The organism is Flavobacterium sp. HTF (assembly GCF_003105115.1).
Classification (GTDB): Bacteria; Bacteroidota; Bacteroidia; order Flavobacteriales; family Flavobacteriaceae; genus Flavobacterium.
Genome location: NZ_QETH01000007.1, coordinates 29,460 through 46,142 on the forward strand (window position 1 = coordinate 29,460; position 16,683 = coordinate 46,142).

Below are 16,683 nucleotides of genomic sequence, written 5' to 3' on the forward strand. Positions count from 1 at the left end.
GTGTCAGGAGTTAAATTGAAAGTATCAAAATTATCAATAAATTGGATTATAACGGTCGGGAATCCCTTTTTTTTGAGAAGACGATATATCGTTGTTTTGTATTGATTTCGTGCAGCATTCCAGAAATACTAAACCCGGGACAATTGCCCGGGTTAGTATTTATCCTGCTACATTTTTACATTATATACTGAATGAAGATTAGATAAATTATTGAAATCATTTTTGTAAAATCCTTCGAAAAATTTAGTTGATTGTCAGGTATGATATACGTTCTTCTTCAAACTCAAAATTGTAATGAAGAAGTATCGGACTACCGGGAAAATTCCCTGAAACTTCCGATTTTAAAACTCCTTTTGCTGTATTACCTTCAAAACTGACAGGTTTCATTACCGCACTGTATTTTTCATTACTTTCATTTATCCATGATTCTATAGCCGCTTTTCCGATGTAGGTCTTTCCTTCATCCAATACTTTTGCCATTTCCGAAAAACAATTGGCATAAGCTGTGCTGTCAGCATTGTTCTGTGCGTCAATTAAGTCTTGTATTACTTCTGGTAGTTTCATATTTTATCTGTTTTAATGTTTGATAATTGATTTGTTAAATATTAAATTGTGGGTACTGTGCCTCCATCAATAATATACTCTGCTCCTGTCAGGTAACCGGCTCTCGGTGAGGCAAGAAATCCTACCAGTTCCGCTACTTCTTCAGGCATCGCAGGCCTTCCGTAAGGTATTCCGCCCAGAGCTGCCATAACACTTTCTTCAGCCTGCTTAAGAGATATGTTGCTGCTTTCTGAAATACGCTCCATCATTCTTATAGAAGCATCGGTCATAATCCAGCCTGGAGAAACTGTCAGTACCCTTACCCCTTTGGAAGAAACTTCCTTTGATAGTCCTTTACTGTAATTAATCAGCCCTGCTTTTGCAGCTGCATAAGGAAGTGTAGAATCATACAGCGGCAATTTTCCCTGAATAGATCCAATATGTATGATTACACCTGCGCCATTTGTGACCATTTGCGGCAGAAAAGCCTTGTCCAGTCGAACCGGAGCAAGTAAATTGGTTTGTATGGTTTCTTCCCAGTCTTTGTTTGTCAATACTGAAAATCCGCCTGCGGGGGTTTCAGATGCCCCAAGATTATTTACCAGGATATCTACCCTTCCAAATTTTTCTAATATAGCAGATGCTATTGTGTCTGCGCTCTCCGGTTTACTCAGGTCAGCCGAAATAAAGTGTAAATCTGCATCGGGTGATTCGGGATGATTTCTTGCAGTTATAATTACGGTAGCACCCGCATTTTTTAATCGTTCCGCAATGGCTCTTCCGGCCCCTTTTGTTCCACCTGTCACCAAAGCAATTTTGCCTGACAATTCGTTTTGATATTCCATTTTTTGTTCCATTATAATTTCTTTTGTACAAATTTGGGAAGTATAACATTACCAGACAAGTACGGAAATACGAATCACATAGGGATAAATTATTCCCCTATTGTACAAATCGGAACATAGGTTTACCTTTACAATATGTATGAGAGAAAAATAATACCGAACTTAAACTGTGGACTTGACCTGATTGGTGAAGTTCTTTACGGTAAATGGAAGATTCGTTTGCTTTGGTTTATTAATGAAGGACATAAAAGACCAAGTGAACTACAGCGAAAGATACCTGATGCTTCGCGCAGGGTTTTAAATATACAGCTGAATGAACTGGAAGAACACGACCTGGTTGTCAAGAAAATATATCCGGTAGTACCACCCAAAGTGGAATACAGCCTTACGGAATTTGGAATGAGCCTTATTCCCGTAATAGGAAGTCTTGGGCGCTGGGGCGACGAGCATCAGGAACGGCTTAGAATGCTGATTATTAAAAAATTTACGCCTGTAAGCCCTACTGAAGATGACTAAATCATCGTACTGCCGCGAGTTTTAAAAAATCGTATTACCCTAAAATAAAAAAGCCCGGAAATTAACTTTCCGGGCTTTTTTTATGCTATAGATTTTAAATATCTCTGAAATTATCTTCCGCTTGAAGCAGTAATTTTCCCTAATTGTAACCTGAAATCCGGTTTCTTTGGATTGAAGATATCCACAAACGTTTCCTTGTTATCACTTTGAGAATAAACGTTAAAGAACAGACTGTTTCCGTACCAGTTCTCTAAATCTTCATTATTAGAGTTGTATTCAGTAAAGATGTTTCCGTTACAAAGGTTGAAGAACATCTCTTCAAATTTGATTTTCTTAAGGTTAACGTCATTGATTTCCGTTTTGCTGTCTATCAATACAGCTGGATTAAATCCTGAAATTACGCTACGTTTCATCTCTACAGAAGCATTTTCGGCAACATAAACTGCCTCTTTTACTAAACCTGCCTGAATATCAGCCTTAATATTTTCACTGTCATTTAACATTGTAATATTAGAAGCTACTACCTGAGTTCCTTTTTTCGTAAAGTCAGTTTCGTTTTTCTTTTCATATGATTTTACTTCCATACAACGTGAACCATCTTTGTTACTTGACAGGTAAGATGATCTTACTGCCAAAGAATTGAACAAACGACATTGTGCTCCTTGTGTAAATTTAAAATCATCATTTATTGATTTGTAAGAAACAAACTGATTAGCGTTTACATCTCCTCCGAAAAAGGCAAATGAATCACCACCAGAGTAGCTTACCATTACATTATCTAAAATAGTTTTGTTACCAACTCCTGCAATAGTTAAACCGTTAAAAGTGTCTACACCTTTTACTTTTTTTCCTGCAAATTCAATTCTCACAAATCTCAGGATTCCTGAATTTGAAGCAGCGTTGTTACCACCATAATTTGTAAGTGTTGGATCAAGGTCCAGGTTATAAGAACCTACATTTCCTAATTTATTGATCGGAGCATCTCCCAAAATAACTACTCCACCCCAGTCTCCGGCTTTTTTTACACTACGGTTTGAAGTAAATACAATCGGGTCAGTTTCAAGACCGTCTGCGATTAACTGCGCACCTTTTGTTACTACAAGAGTTCCCTTAGATTCGAAGTCACCTATGATTAAAGTTCCCGGTTCAATTGTTAAGACAGCATTGTTGGTCACATATACATTTCCCTGCAACACATACACATTCTTCTTCAGTAATTTAGTATTTACTGATATGTTTCCAGCAAGAATTTGATTTGGGTCTCCATATTGTACTTTATGGGGCTTAAATTCTGTCCAGTTGTTTAACCAGTTGCTGTAGCCAATAATTCCTTTCTCCTGTTGTGCACTCACATTTGCAGCGATCAAAAGAAAGCAGATGATTTGAGTAATTTTTTTCATGATAAGGGGGGTATTAAATTTGTATTTAGGGCATACACCTATTGTCAGTGTATTAACAAAAATATGTAAATTAAATTAAACTTCCGCTCGATTTTATTTATTTTTTTTTGACCGCATCAAGGGTCAGATGGAAGATTCAAAAAATTGCATTTATCACTACAGGAGAAACAAAAACCTGTAAATTATTATATATCAAAAACTTAAAAAGGATTTAATTGGAACTAAACACGGCTATCATTAAAAAATTTATTCTTTTTTGTGATAAATTCTTTAGTTTGTCAGCTATATCTAAAATATATTTTTAAAAATAAAAACAGTATATTCTGACTTACCAATCTGTTTTTACATGTTTTATCTGATTAAATTAAGAGCCATAACGGGCTCTGTTTTAGAAAAAGACTGATGCTTTTCTGTATTTTTCTATTTTTCGAAGTAAAGATAATCAGTACCGTAACCCGTGTTTCGTAATCGTATTTGTGAATTATTGTACTCAAACAACTCCCAGTTATTTGTATTCAGCTTTCCAAGCAATGCTGAACTGAAGTTTAATCTTAAGTTTCGAACACCGTAGTTATAAGTACACTCCCACTGCCCTGTTTCTGAACTGCCACTTTTTGTAGCTACAACCGATTTATCGCTTTTAAATACAAATGAATATCCGTTGTAAGAGGACGTTTTATCCGATTCATCAAAAAAATAAGGTATTGTCCAGGAACCATTTGTTAAGGTTTCTTCAAAGTCAAGAGATGTATTATTGTTTTCCGGACAGTTGTCTATAGCATATTTGATGGCATTTTCGAAATCTGCATTACTGGTAATTGACTTTGTCTGATAATTGTAATCTGTTATGGAAATAGGGTATTTTAAGGAAATATACTCGCTGCCGTTCAGGTTTTTTATAAAACTAAAAAATGCCTGGTCACTTGCTATAGAAACAGAACCTGCTACCTGATTCGAGCTGTTATATTTATTGATCGTTATCGGATAATGAATGTTTAGCCCGTTGATTTTGGACAAAAGATCCGGATAAAGATTCCAGTAATCAATTAAGTCATCAAAATCAGCCTGATTCGGAATTGATTTTTCTATATAATTGTAGTAAACCATCGTTACCGGAAAATCTATTTTTACAATATCATCATCCGTATTGCTGGCATTAATATTATCAAAGACTTTTTGAAAATCGGCAGAAGAATTAACGGCAATCTGTTCATTATTTACGATCACCTTATAAGGAAATTTTATGGTACAGTAACTCGATTTATCAATTACATTGTCCTGCACAGTGGGAACCATAGCGACTCTTTGCAAATACGAAGTTAAAGGAGAAGCATTTGTTACTGTCTCCTGTGTATTAGAATCCTGCTCATCTGTTTCGTTTTGACAGGACAATAAAAACAGGATGAAAATTATTGACAAATATTTTTTTAAAGACAGCATATTAACATTTTTACAAAGGTAATAAATTTTAAAGAATTGCTTTTTAATAAATTCGGCATCAAAGGTTTCGATATTACCACTTCCGTTTTGCAATCGTACCGAAAATCAATTTTTGTTACTATAAAACAATCAGCAATACTTTTACCCTACTTAAATTAAAAACAAATACTTTTGCATCTTACAAATTGCTGATCTAAATGCCAAATAACCCCCAGTCAAATACTTGTGACGAAATAATTTTTTCGTCTTTTTTCAAAAGTCAGATAAAAGCACTTCGCAATTTTCTTTTTTACAAATTTGGTAATATGGAAAAAGCAGAAGATGTGGCACAGGAAGCCTTTTTAAAGCTTTGGCAAAACTGTTCTTCTGTACCGCTGGAAAAAGCGAAATCCTATGTTTACACGATTGCAAACAACAGCAGTCTCAATGAAATTGCCCATCAGAAAGTTGTTTTGAAATACGAAAAAAATTTTAGCGGTTTGGATAAAACCAACCAGACTCCTGAATACCTGATGGAAGAAAAACAATTTCAGGCAAAACTATTAAAAGCTATTGAAAACTTAAACGAAAAGCAGCGAATTGCCTTTTTGATGAACCGGATTGACGGAAAAAAATACAGCGAAATCGCCCAGGATTTAAATATCAGCGTAAAAGCGGTAGAAAAACGCATTCATTTGGCCTTGTTAAGCTTACGTAAAGAAATTGATCTGTAAAAAGTAGGGTAAATTTAGTTCTAACTGTTTTAATAACATAATACCAGTACAATGAAAAAAAATCAATTATTGGCCAAATGGCTAAACAATGATTTGTCAGAAGAAGAATTAGCTGCATTTGAAGCCAGTCCTGATTTCGAAAAATATCAAAAAATTAAAAATTACACGGAGCATCTGGCAGTAGATGACTTCGATGAAAATAGCATGTTGTCTAATATTCTTAAACAGAAAAAAGAGATTCCAAAAGTAGTTCCTTTGTACAAAACATGGATATTTCGCTCAGCCGCTGTCTTTGTTCTGGCTCTCGGAATTACTTTTGCTTTTAAGGTTTTGGTACAGCAGACAGAAACCGCCAGTTTTGGAGAAAAAACAACTTTCTCATTACCTGATAACTCAGAAGTGGTATTGAATTCCGGTTCAGAAATACACTATAAAAAATGGAACTGGGACAATCAGAGGCATCTGGAACTTAAGGGAGAAGCCTATTTTAGAGTTTCAAAAGGCAGACGTTTTGAAGTACAGACCCGATTAGGTAAAGTTTCTGTTTTAGGAACCCAGTTTAATGTCAAGACCAGAAAAAACAGGTTTGATGTAGTATGTTATGAAGGGCGCGTCAAAGTAAATTATGCCAATACCCAAATCCTGCTGACTCACGGGCAAGGCGTTAGTTTTGAAAACGGAAAGCAGATTACCATGAAGATTTCTTCATCAAAACCGGAATGGATGCAGGATCAGATCAGTTTTTACAAGGATAACATCACAACCATATTAGACGAGGTGGAAAGACAGTATAATATTGATATCGAATTAAATACAAAAGACACCACTTCGCTGTTTACAGGGAAATTACCGGCTAAAAATTTAGATACGGCTTTGCAGATTATTGCTACAACTTATCATTTGAAGATTCAGAAAGTCTCAAAAAATAAAATAATTATTGACGAAAAATAAATGTTGCTCCCCAAACAATTTCATTTTTTGTTTTTCCTGTTTTTCTTTGCCCTCTGTCTTTGTGCTCAGGACAAGGGAAAAGCTGTGCCTATCAGGAAAATTATACTTGATATTGAACAGCTGCATCAGGTAAGTTTTAATTATCTGGAAGATGATATTGCGGGGCTTCAGCTTACTCCTCCGAAAAGATCTCTTTCATTAAATCAAAAACTGCAATACCTGTCAAATATCACCGATTTATCTTTTGAAAATATTGACAGCAAATTCATTAATGTTTACAAAAAAAAGGACGAATCGCGGGTATTATGCGGTTATCTTTTTTCTGCTGCGGACAAAAAACCTATTGAAGGCGCCAATATCATTTTAAACAACAAAACACAGATCAGGGCAGATTCTAACGGCTATTTTGAATTTAAAAAAGAAGGTAAAAGTATCCTTTTGATTACGCATATCGGATTCGCATCCAAAAGGATTTCAGCCGCTAATCAGGATGCTGAAAATTGCCTGCAAATACTATTAGAACCTGAAGTTACAGAACTAAAAGAAATTAAAGCCAATGCCATTCTTGCCTCGGGTATTTCTAAAAACACCGACGGGGCATTTGAAATTAAACCCAAGAAATTTGGTATTTTACCCGGACTTATCGAACCCGATGCTTTGCAGGCCATGCAGCAAATTCCGGGCGTCAACAGTATCGACGAAAGTGTTTCGAGCATTAATGTACGCGGGGGCACGCACGACCAGAATTTATTTTTATGGAATGGGATCCGAATGTATCAGACAGGGCACTTTTTTGGATTGATATCCGTATTTAACCCTAATCTGGCGCATACTATTTCTATTTATAAAAACGGAAGTTCTGCCTTTTTTGGAGAAAGTGTATCAAGTGTCGTCGATATTTCTTCTACTCCTGAAACTACCGAAAAAAACAGTTTTAGCGCAGGGATAAATATGATCAATGCAGATGTTTACGCAAAGTACAATCTTTCGAAAAAGAGTTTTATCGAAATTTCTGCGCGCAAGTCTATTACTGATTTTGTGGAAACACCAACTTATAAGGAATACTTCAACAAAGTTTTTCAGAACACCACTATTACTGACTTTTCACAAAACCAGGATATCGATTATAAAAGTGATAAAAAATTTGGCTTCTATGATGCTACCCTGAAATATGCCCAGAAAATAGGCAGCAAAGACCAAATCATATTAGATTTAATAACCATTCAGGACAATCTCGAAGTTTTTCAGAGTGCCACAGTCTATGACATATACAAGTTTGAAAACAATACATTGCGCCAGCAGAATTATGGCGGTAATTTGTCATGGAAAAGAAACTGGAACAGCTATAATACCACAAAAATCAATATTTATAATTCAGCCTATGAACTTTTTGGCAATCAAAAAACAAGTACTGAAAATCAAATTGTTGTTCAGAAAAACAGCGTTAACAATAATGGTTTTAATTTAGAAAACCAACATAGAATTACCTCAAAATTTAGTTTAAACAATGGTTATCAGTTTAATGAAATCGGGGTCACAAATTTAGAGCAGGTAACGAATCCGGATTTCTATCGTAACGTTAAGGAAGTGCTGAGAACCCATGCCTTGATTGTAGAAGGAAAGTATAATGATACAATTACCAGACTATATGTAAAGGCCGGAGCAAGAATGAATTACATTGAAAAGTTCAAAAAATATATTGTTGAGCCCCGAATACAATTTGGCTACGGTATCAACAAAAACCTGAATGTAGAACTTTTAGGAGAGCTCAAAAGCCAAAACTCCCAACAAATCATTGATCTGCAAAAAGATTATTTCGGAATTGAGAAAAGACGCTGGATTATCTCCAATAATACCACAATTCCCATTCAGAGAAGCAGGCAGATATCCCTGAATTTATTCTATAAAAAGAATGACTGGCTGCTGGATATAGAAAATTTTTATAAAAAAGTTCACGGAATCACCACGTCCAGTCAGGGTTTTCAGAACCAGTTAGAGTTTATCCGAATTACCGGAGATTATGAAGTTTTGGGAACAGAAATCCTTATTCAGAAAAAAATGGACCACTTTCTGACCTGGCTGAGCTATACTTACAATAACAACAATTATCATTTTTCTGATTATGAATACAGCACTTTTCCCAATAATTTTGAGTTAACCCATACCCTTTCGTGGGCTGTTATGTATGAAAAGAATAATTTCAAAATCGCTTTGGGAACAAAATGGTCTTCCGGCAGGCCAAAAACTTCTCCGGATATTTCAAAAATTGATCTCTCAGATCCCGTAGTCGTTTACAACAAACCAAACGATACCAATCTGCATGTTTTTTCGCAGGTTAACCTTTCCTCGACTTACAAATGGGAAACCGCCAATGGAATTCAATACAAAATAGGAATATCCATTCTGAACATCTTAAACCGAAAAAATGAGATTAGCGAATACTACCGAATAAGTTCGTTAACCAATTCTATCGAAGAAGTAGAAACCTTTTCGCTTCAGAGAACGCCAAACCTGAGTTTCAGGATTTCTTTATAACTCCTTTTATACGAGAGACATAGCCAACTCTTGTTTTTCTTTTTTATTTTTTTTCAAAAAATCACATTTTTTTGGTAGGGTAATCTGCACGAAGGCTGTTTTACTATTGAACCCTATCAAAAAGAATAAAATGAAACGAAAAAAAATAATGATTGCAATTGCAGCTTTGCTCATAGCTGCTGCAGGAGGCATTTATTTTTATTACGGCTTTCTCTTTAAGGAAGCCCGTAACATCGAAACAGAAATGCCGGACTTCAGCATTACCGCAGCAAAACTAATTGAAGACTATAACTCCAATCCGGAAAAAGCAAATTCGTTGTATCTCAACAAAACTATTGAACTGACAGGTCAGATAACCAAAGAAACTGATTCTGTCCTTATACTCGAAAAAGCTGTTTTCTGTCTTTTTACCCAAAAAATAAAAAACAAAGTTTCTGATCATAACGCAGTTGTCAAAGGCAAATGTATTGGTTATGATGAATTATTTCAGGAAATAAAACTAGACCAGTGCACCATTATTAAACCACATAATTAATCCATTTATGAAAAAATTTTTAGTTCCGATCTGCCTTTTTTTGGCTACCATGGCATATTCACAAGATGATTTACTAAGCAGTATTGATTCTACTCAGGTAGAAGACAACTATTCTACAGCAACTTTTAAAGCACTGCAGCTGGTCACCTTGCAAACAACAAAAATGGCAGCAAAGAAAGAGTTCTATTTTGTAGTCTCGCATCGCTTTGGTACTGTAAAAGATGGTCTTGACAGTTTTTTTGGACTTGATAATGCCACTACAAAACTTGGTGGTATTTATGGCGTTACCGATTGGTTATCTGTCAGCCTTTCCAGACATACATTAAACAAAATGTATGAAACGGGAATAAAATACCGAATGGCCAGACAGGGCGATCATTTTCCTGTAGATATTGTCGGTTACAGTGTTGCCGATATAAATACTTTTTTAGAAAAAGACCAATATCCGGGCTTAGAGTTTAAACATCGTATGACTTATGTTCAGCAGTTGTTGATTTCAAGAAAAATCAGCCAAAAACTATCCTTTGAAGTAGTGCCTTCATTTATACACAAGAATCTTTACAATCCTGATCTGGAAAATGATAATCAGTTTTCTTTTGGCGGCGGCGGACGTTATAAAATCACTAAAAGGTTGTCTGTCAATTTAGAGTACATGCACAATTTTGACAAACCTGATTTTTACAAAAACCCATTGTCAGTAGGCCTTGATGTAGAAACCGGCGGACACGTTTTCCAGCTCATATTTACCAATTCACAATCCATGAGCGAAAGCGGATACCTTACAAATGCGTCAGGAGACTGGGGCAAAGGAGACTTCTTTTTTGGATTTAACTTATACCGAGTATTTTAATAACTATAAATAAAAAACTATGAAAAAAGCAATAGCATTAACGATTTTACTGGCCACTTTAGCAAGCTGCAGCGATTCTGATACGTATCAGGATGTCGAAACACCACCAACAACGGGAACTCCGGAAACGCCTACGGAACCAACAATAGTGAGTTATTCCAAAAATGTAAAAGCAATTATAGATGGCAACTGCGTAGGATGCCACCAGACCGGAAGATCTGCCGCATTCAGACCTTTGACCACTTATGCAGAAGTTAAAGCGGCAGTAGAAAATGCAGGTCTCTTAACCCGTATCCAGCTTCAAAATGGCCAACAGGGAATTATGCCGCAAGGCGGAAGAATGTCTCAGACAAATATTGATGTAATCGTAAAATGGAATACAGACGGGCTAAAAGAAAATTAATCAGTATGAAAAAATCATTTATTAATATCCTGTTTTTATCGCTGATTGTCGCTGTAACCACGAATATATCAGCACAAAAACTGATAACCAAAATCGGGACAATAAAATTTCAGGCTTCTATGCCCTCGTACGAAGAAGTTGCTGCCGAAAACAAAAGTGTATCTGCAATACTGGAACAGTCAACTGGAGATTTTGCTGCTTTGGTCCTGATAAAAGGTTTTCGGTTTAAGGTTGCCCTGATGGAGGAACATTTCAACGAAAATTATATGGAATCTGAAAAGTTTTCAAAAGCGACCTTAAAAGGAAAAATAGCCGATTTTGATATTTCCAAAATTTCAAATACGCCCAAAAATTTTACCCTGAAAGGAGACCTTACGATTCACGGCAAAACAAAACCTGTAACCATAATACTGAAAGTTTCCAAAGCGGCCAACGGTGTGAATATTACAGGCTCTTTTGAAGCAAAACCGGAAGATTATGATATCGAAATACCGGGTTTGGTCAGAAAGAAAATTGCTGATAAAGTAAAAATTGATTACAATTTTTTGTTGAGTAAATAAATGTTTGCTGTTTAAGCATCAGACATTTATGATGAGGCCGGTCCCATACTTCGCTGGCCTCTTTTTTTACTAACCTTAACTGAATTTAAATGATCTGTAAAAATTATACTGTTTCGGGAGAAGATGTAAATGATATTATGGAAATGGAAAGTACAGCTTATATTGCGTACACCATTAGATTATTGTATCATTTTTTATTTGATAACGGATTTTCAAGGGAGAAACTCAATGCCCTGCATTTGGGTCTTCAGGAAGCCGATAATGAATTTATATGCTATAGGAACCTCATGTTTACCGAGTCTTTTTTTGTTGAAATGAAACATTGCCAAATAGATGACAAAATCAATATTAAAAGCTCTTTCTTCAACGCCAAAAACGAATGCTGTGCAGAAGTCAGTAAGGAAGTAAAATGGTTTGATCACACTCTGGGACAGATAATAACGACGCCAGCACAAATTCGCCGGCATTTTAACCATTAAGCAGAAACACTTATCTGACGCAGTTAAATTGGCAGACAGGTTTTATTACAAGATTATTTTCAAAAAAAAAGAGCCATAATTGGCTCTTTTTGTTTTTTGCGGTTTAGTTTATACGTTTTACCGATAGTTTATCTAAACAAAAGTAAGCCGCTGTATTTATTCCATAAGTTGGATCTGAATCTGTAGAAGCCATTTGGAAAATCAAATATTTTACATCTCCCAAAGTAGCCAGATTTGATGTGCTCACATTTACCCAGCCTGTTGGCATAACCAAAGAAGACCCTGTATAATTTGCTAATGAATGTACAATCGGGCTTGTAATCACACCCGACTGAGTAACCCCGTAAATCAACAATTCAAAGTGATCTCCTGATGTAAATGCTCTTGCAAATCCATCTCCATATTTACAGCCATAATAAGGCCATGGATGAATATTGATTTTTAAACCTTTTACCTGATAAAGTCCTGTGTTTCCGATTTTAATCCAGTTAGAAAAATTAGCTTCACTAAAAGTACTTCCCTGTGGATTTTGAGGGTCTAAATAACTGGACCAATACGCCACAATATAAGGATCTCCGGTCGTTCCCGGTGTGCCCGGAGTAATCGTAGATGAAGTTCCGGAACCACTTCCTGCCATTGTTCCCCATTGATGCGCTACCCAGTTGTTTGATCCGCCTGAACCGGCAGATCCGTAATTGGTAATGTCATTTACATTCGAAACAATAAACCCGTCCCAGTAGTTGTATCCTACAGAGGTTGCCGTATGCGAAAATTTAAATATATCAACCGTCAAGTTTGTATTGGCTACATAAGTATTTTGCCAGTACTTTCCTCCTGTTGTTGTGGTACCACTTGTCAAAAGAGAACTGGTTACATTAAGCGTTGTAGTGGTTCCTATTGCAGGATCCGTTACGGCAAGTTTTGCTGTTTTGCCTGAGTTACTCAGTACCGAAGCCGAAGTTTCGTTGCTTACAACTTCGTCATCACTACTACACGACGAAAATCCTATCAGCAAACCTAATGTCAAAAAATAAACTACTTTTTTCATAATTATAAATTTTAGGGATTAATATTAATTAGTTACTTATTCTCGAAATACAAGGGCATTATAAATTATTCTGCTTCAGTAAAATTCAAATCTGATGCTTCTTCAAAAATGCTTGTCAACAGGTCGTTGGCGCCCAGTGCAGCAAATGTTGGCACATATACTTTTATAAAATCAATTCCCGGTAAATGAACTCTCTTTCCGTCTTTGTCCACTGCCCAGCTGATATCTATAGAAGGATCTTTTATACCGCCGTAACCCCATTCAAAAGTCCCGACATTATAAGCAGTACCCGCACCGTCACTTACATCTTTTGTAGGGATAGCTACTTTAGTTCCTTTTAGAGTATAAGTATCTCCTAACCATTCCGGATAATAATTATTTCTTCTTCGGTTAAAGGTCTTGGTGATTTTGCCCGATCCGTTTTTGTTATCTGTCCAGGAAAGATAGGCTGTATCATACTGCCAGGCTGCTGCTCCGGCTACAGGACTTGCATCAGGATTTGGTTTATGATAAGTGATTTCATAATTTTTGACTGTCGTAGATTTATTATATTCACTTCCTGCGATTTCATACCATTCATTTGCATCTGCAACTCCGTTTTTATTCGCATCATAAGCCACGGCAATGCTCACGGGAGAGTATTTAACTGCTGAAGATCCTGTTGCCATCTGAACAGTAAAATCGCGTTTTCCATACACATTAATAACCGTATGGTCAAAAGCCGTTACAATATATCCTCCAAATGTTCCAAGGGAAACCGATCCGCCATCGTTCATACTTTCCTGAGTAAGCTGTAAAGCTTCTTCTCTGGTACTGTAACTTTCAATATTATGGCCGGGCGCAGGTAAAAAGTCGATTAGCGTTAATGCCTTTCCGCTATAGGTTTTTCCGCTTTCAGAAACGGTAACTTTTGTAGAAACCTGCTTTACGATTTTATCTACTGTTACGGTAAAATCTACCACATAATCATTTGCTTTTGATGTAATAAACAGTAACGTTTTGCTGTCACCAATGATGGAATCTTTAGCAGCACCGTCTTTATCGGTAACTTTAACTGACCATTGGTATACCGGAGTTTTTCCGTTCACATTTTCGATGATTACTTCAGGAGCTATTTCTGTAACATCATATTTTTGCACGGCAAACTCTGAAGCCAGTTTTATAGCAATTGTCGGGTCTTTAACCGGTTCTTCAATAACCTCTTCCGGTTTTGAATCGTCACTGCTGCAGGAATAAAAAGAAACAAAAGCGATTAGAAATAAACTATACTTTAAATACTTTTTCATGGTCTTACTTTTTTGCTTTTTTTAGATTATATTTTTTTATGATATGAAGATCCCCTGCTCCTGAAAATACAGTAGCCATTGAAGATTGTTGCTGGCAAAGCCCCATTGGCTCGCTCACACAGTTGATTACTTTTATAAAATCTATTCCTGGTAGATTTGCTTTGTTTCCGTTTTTATCAACGGCCCAGTCAATATCGATATTCGGATTTATCGCATTTACATATCCCCATTCAGGAGGGTTAGAATTCCATAAAGTCGTCTGGTTGGCGCGTGCTGGTGCAAAATCTACATCAAGCTTTAAACCTTCATAACTAACCACGGTCTGAGTTGCCCATAAAGGATAAAATTCCTTTCTGGATTTGGGTCTTGCCAGGTAAAAACTTTCCCCGTCACTATTTTCGCAGAAAATATGTTCGTAATCTGAAAAAAGAGCACTTCCTGAAACCAAAGGCTCTTCTGCTCCTTTTTTATGGTAAGTCACTTTGAAATTCTTAACTGTATTTGCTTTAGCATGCTGACTTCCTATAATTTCGTACCATTCGTCTGCATCCGGTTTTCCGTTTTTATTTTTATCATAAGCCACATAAATCAATCCCGGTGCTGGCGGATTTGCTTTTGAGCCTTTCGGATTTGATACATCTCCTCCATAAACTACAAAGTCAACTGATCCCGGAACATTGACAACTGTATGGTCAAATCCAACCGTAATCGAACCTCCAAAACCTCCTAAGTCTAATAAATACCCAACATTGGTTTCATTGATTCTTCCTAATGCCGTTTTCATTACATCTTCTTTAGAAAAACCTTCTTTGTACACGTCATTAACAAACATTCCCGGTGCAGGATCAAAGTCAAAAATACTTGTGATGTACGGATTATAACTGGTTGCTTCATTCGTTACATTGACAATGGTACTTTTGCTTCCTTTTTTATTGTCTGCCGTTACATTCAGTGTAAACTCATAAGAACCCGCATAAATAGCCGTAAAACGAAGGTCTTTGGTATCCCCGACAATAGAATCTGTCACTTTGTTCACTGGATTTTTAGTCATAATCCACTCATATTTTGCAGCCGCACCGGCAGCAGAAGCTGTAATATCTAAAACCGTAAATGTTGGTGTTTCATATTTTGCCTGAAGCGCAATGTCAATTACATTCGCATTTTCATCAGCTTTGTCATTATCGCTGCTGCATCCCACAAAGGCAAATGCAACTGCCAGCAATAAAAATCGGGTAACATTTTTTTTCATAATTTGGATATAATAATTTGATTTGATACTAGTTAAATTTTATCGGGTTGGAATAATTTCTCCCGAAAGATGCAGGTCTGTAGCACCCATAATTTCGGTTGAAGTTTCGCCGAGCCATCCCGCCTGCTGATTCAGTCCGTTGTAAACCTTTACAAAATCAATCGCCGGAAGCTGTATTTTTTTTCCGCTGCTGTCTGTCGCCCAGTCAATATCTATGGCCGAATCGTCGTCGTTGTTTGGAGCATTATCGGCATAACCGTATAAAAAAGCATATTGCACAAAATAACTTCCGTTGCCGCTTTCATCCACGGCGTTATCCGGTAATCTTGTTCCTTTAAAAGTAATTGTAGCCTGATTTTTCAGCCATTTTGGCCAATAATCCAATGAATGATTATAGGCATTGTTTTGCGCCAGATAACCGTCTTTTCCCTGATTGTCTTTCCAGTAGATGTATTCCATATCCGGAAAAAGTACAGTACCGGTTCCACCACCCGGAACCGGGATTTTGTTAGGATCCGGACGATGGTAGGTAATTTCATAATTGTGAATGGTCTTTTCCATTTTATGGCCGGCACCTTCAATTTCGTACCATTCATCATCGGGAAGTCCGTTTTTATTTTTGTCGTAGGCAACCATGATTACGCCGGCTTCGCTGCTTCCGCCACGCATTCCGGCATCCGGATTTGGATTGGCCTGCGCCCAAAACGCATTTCCTAAAACCCTGAAGTCGCGTATCCCTTTTATATTGACAATACTATGATCAAAACCAAAAACCACATAACCTCCAAATGCACCAAGCGAAATCAGATCTCCGCTTTTTTTAGCCAGATAGGAATTTGCCCTTGTCAATATTCGCTCTTCCGTATCGCCATCATTTGCCGCCGGAAGGTCATTGATAAATTGTCCCGGTGCAGGCTTAAATTCGAATACTTTTGAGATGTAGCTTTTTAGTTCTTTGGTTTCAGCAGTTACCGTAATGGTTACTTTTTCTGTCTGAGTTACACCTTTGTCCGTGATCACTACATTAAACTGATATGTTCCTTCTGCTGCAGCTGCAAACAAAGCTTCTTTTGAAGTTGTATTGGTCAGGGAATATTTTTCTGAAGAAACATTTTCCACCGTCCAGTTGTAAGTTGCGTCTGCACCCGCATTTGTTTTTGCACTTAACGTTACAATCGCAAAACGAGAGGTTTTAAATTCATTTTGATTCGTTTCTCCTCCACCCGATCCTGAACTATCATTATCACCGCCAGAACAATTGGTCAGTAGTATGGCAAAAAAAACAGCCAGTATTAATCGGAAGTATGTACTAAATCTTTGATCCATATTT

Annotated in this window: 17 protein-coding genes; 9 read left to right on the forward strand and 8 right to left on the reverse strand. The window is 36.7% G+C overall.

The annotated features are described in order from the left end of the window. Positions 1 to 243: 243 nt before the first annotated feature. Positions 244 to 564, reverse strand: a complete 321-nt coding sequence (locus DCO46_RS03470) for a nuclear transport factor 2 family protein (RefSeq protein WP_116751188.1) — start codon at positions 562 to 564, stop codon at positions 244 to 246. A gap of 41 nt (positions 565 to 605) precedes the next feature. After that, positions 606 to 1,400, reverse strand: coding sequence for an SDR family oxidoreductase (locus DCO46_RS03475; protein ID WP_243416244.1), 795 nt, complete (start codon positions 1,398 to 1,400; stop codon positions 606 to 608). Between the two features lie 123 nt (positions 1,401 to 1,523). Here DCO46_RS03475 and DCO46_RS03480 point away from each other — a divergent pair, with 123 nt between their 5' ends. After that, complete coding sequence (locus DCO46_RS03480) at positions 1,524 to 1,904, forward strand: winged helix-turn-helix transcriptional regulator (protein WP_116751189.1); 381 nt, start codon at positions 1,524 to 1,526, stop codon at positions 1,902 to 1,904. A 110-nt stretch (positions 1,905 to 2,014) separates the two neighbouring features. Here the strand turns inward: DCO46_RS03480 and DCO46_RS03485 are convergent, their stop codons facing one another. Together DCO46_RS03485 and DCO46_RS03490 are read right to left on the reverse strand one after the other, a co-directional pair. Then, positions 2,015 to 3,304 carry a hypothetical protein gene (locus DCO46_RS03485; RefSeq protein ID WP_116751190.1) on the reverse strand — a complete coding sequence of 430 codons (1,290 nt, stop codon included), beginning with the start codon at positions 3,302 to 3,304 and terminating at the stop codon, positions 2,015 to 2,017. Positions 3,305 to 3,724: 420 nt separating this feature from the next. Further along, positions 3,725 to 4,723: a hypothetical protein gene (locus DCO46_RS03490; RefSeq protein WP_243416245.1), complete on the reverse strand. Its 999-nt coding sequence runs from the start codon at positions 4,721 to 4,723 to the stop codon at positions 3,725 to 3,727. Between the two features lie 218 nt (positions 4,724 to 4,941). Here DCO46_RS03490 and DCO46_RS03495 point away from each other — a divergent pair, with 218 nt between their 5' ends. From DCO46_RS03495 to DCO46_RS03530, 8 genes are all read left to right on the forward strand, one after another. Next, entirely contained in the window at positions 4,942 to 5,457 is a 516-nt protein-coding gene (locus DCO46_RS03495) for an RNA polymerase sigma factor (RefSeq protein ID WP_116751191.1), read from the forward strand. A gap of 51 nt (positions 5,458 to 5,508) precedes the next feature. Beyond that, on the forward strand, positions 5,509 to 6,408 hold the full coding sequence (locus DCO46_RS03500; protein ID WP_116751192.1) for a FecR family protein: 900 nt from the start codon (positions 5,509 to 5,511) through the stop codon (positions 6,406 to 6,408). Next, on the forward strand, positions 6,409 to 8,943 hold the full coding sequence (locus tag DCO46_RS03505) for a carboxypeptidase-like regulatory domain-containing protein (RefSeq protein WP_116751193.1): 2,535 nt from the start codon (positions 6,409 to 6,411) through the stop codon (positions 8,941 to 8,943). It begins immediately after the preceding gene. A 130-nt stretch (positions 8,944 to 9,073) separates the two neighbouring features. Then, positions 9,074 to 9,478 (forward strand): OB-fold protein, encoded by a 405-nt coding sequence (locus tag DCO46_RS03510; RefSeq protein WP_116751194.1) that lies wholly within the window; start codon positions 9,074 to 9,076, stop codon positions 9,476 to 9,478. 7 nt (positions 9,479 to 9,485) lie between these two features. Continuing rightward, positions 9,486 to 10,328, forward strand: a complete 843-nt coding sequence (locus DCO46_RS03515) for a DUF5777 family beta-barrel protein (protein ID WP_116751195.1) — start codon at positions 9,486 to 9,488, stop codon at positions 10,326 to 10,328. A 19-nt stretch (positions 10,329 to 10,347) separates the two neighbouring features. Then, positions 10,348 to 10,731 (forward strand): c-type cytochrome, encoded by a 384-nt coding sequence (locus DCO46_RS03520; RefSeq protein ID WP_116751196.1) that lies wholly within the window; start codon positions 10,348 to 10,350, stop codon positions 10,729 to 10,731. A gap of 5 nt (positions 10,732 to 10,736) precedes the next feature. Next, positions 10,737 to 11,291: a YceI family protein gene (locus tag DCO46_RS03525; RefSeq protein ID WP_165828821.1), complete on the forward strand. Its 555-nt coding sequence runs from the start codon at positions 10,737 to 10,739 to the stop codon at positions 11,289 to 11,291. 89 nt (positions 11,292 to 11,380) lie between these two features. Continuing rightward, a complete protein-coding gene (locus tag DCO46_RS03530) occupies positions 11,381 to 11,770 on the forward strand; it encodes a hypothetical protein (RefSeq protein WP_116751198.1) in 390 nt (129 codons plus the stop codon). Positions 11,771 to 11,873: 103 nt separating this feature from the next. Here the strand turns inward: DCO46_RS03530 and DCO46_RS03535 are convergent, their stop codons facing one another. The 4 genes from DCO46_RS03535 to DCO46_RS03550 form a co-directional block, all read right to left on the reverse strand. Beyond that, on the reverse strand, positions 11,874 to 12,818 hold the full coding sequence (locus tag DCO46_RS03535; RefSeq protein ID WP_116751199.1) for a DUF4465 domain-containing protein: 945 nt from the start codon (positions 12,816 to 12,818) through the stop codon (positions 11,874 to 11,876). 65 nt (positions 12,819 to 12,883) lie between these two features. Beyond that, on the reverse strand, positions 12,884 to 14,104 hold the full coding sequence (locus tag DCO46_RS03540) for a hypothetical protein (protein ID WP_116751200.1): 1,221 nt from the start codon (positions 14,102 to 14,104) through the stop codon (positions 12,884 to 12,886). Positions 14,105 to 14,108: 4 nt separating this feature from the next. Next, a complete protein-coding gene (locus DCO46_RS03545; protein ID WP_116751201.1) occupies positions 14,109 to 15,353 on the reverse strand; it encodes a hypothetical protein in 1,245 nt (414 codons plus the stop codon). 39 nt (positions 15,354 to 15,392) lie between these two features. After that, positions 15,393 to 16,679 carry a PKD domain-containing protein gene (locus tag DCO46_RS03550; protein WP_116751202.1) on the reverse strand — a complete coding sequence of 429 codons (1,287 nt, stop codon included), beginning with the start codon at positions 16,677 to 16,679 and terminating at the stop codon, positions 15,393 to 15,395. Between the last annotated feature and the right edge of the window lie 4 nt (positions 16,680 to 16,683).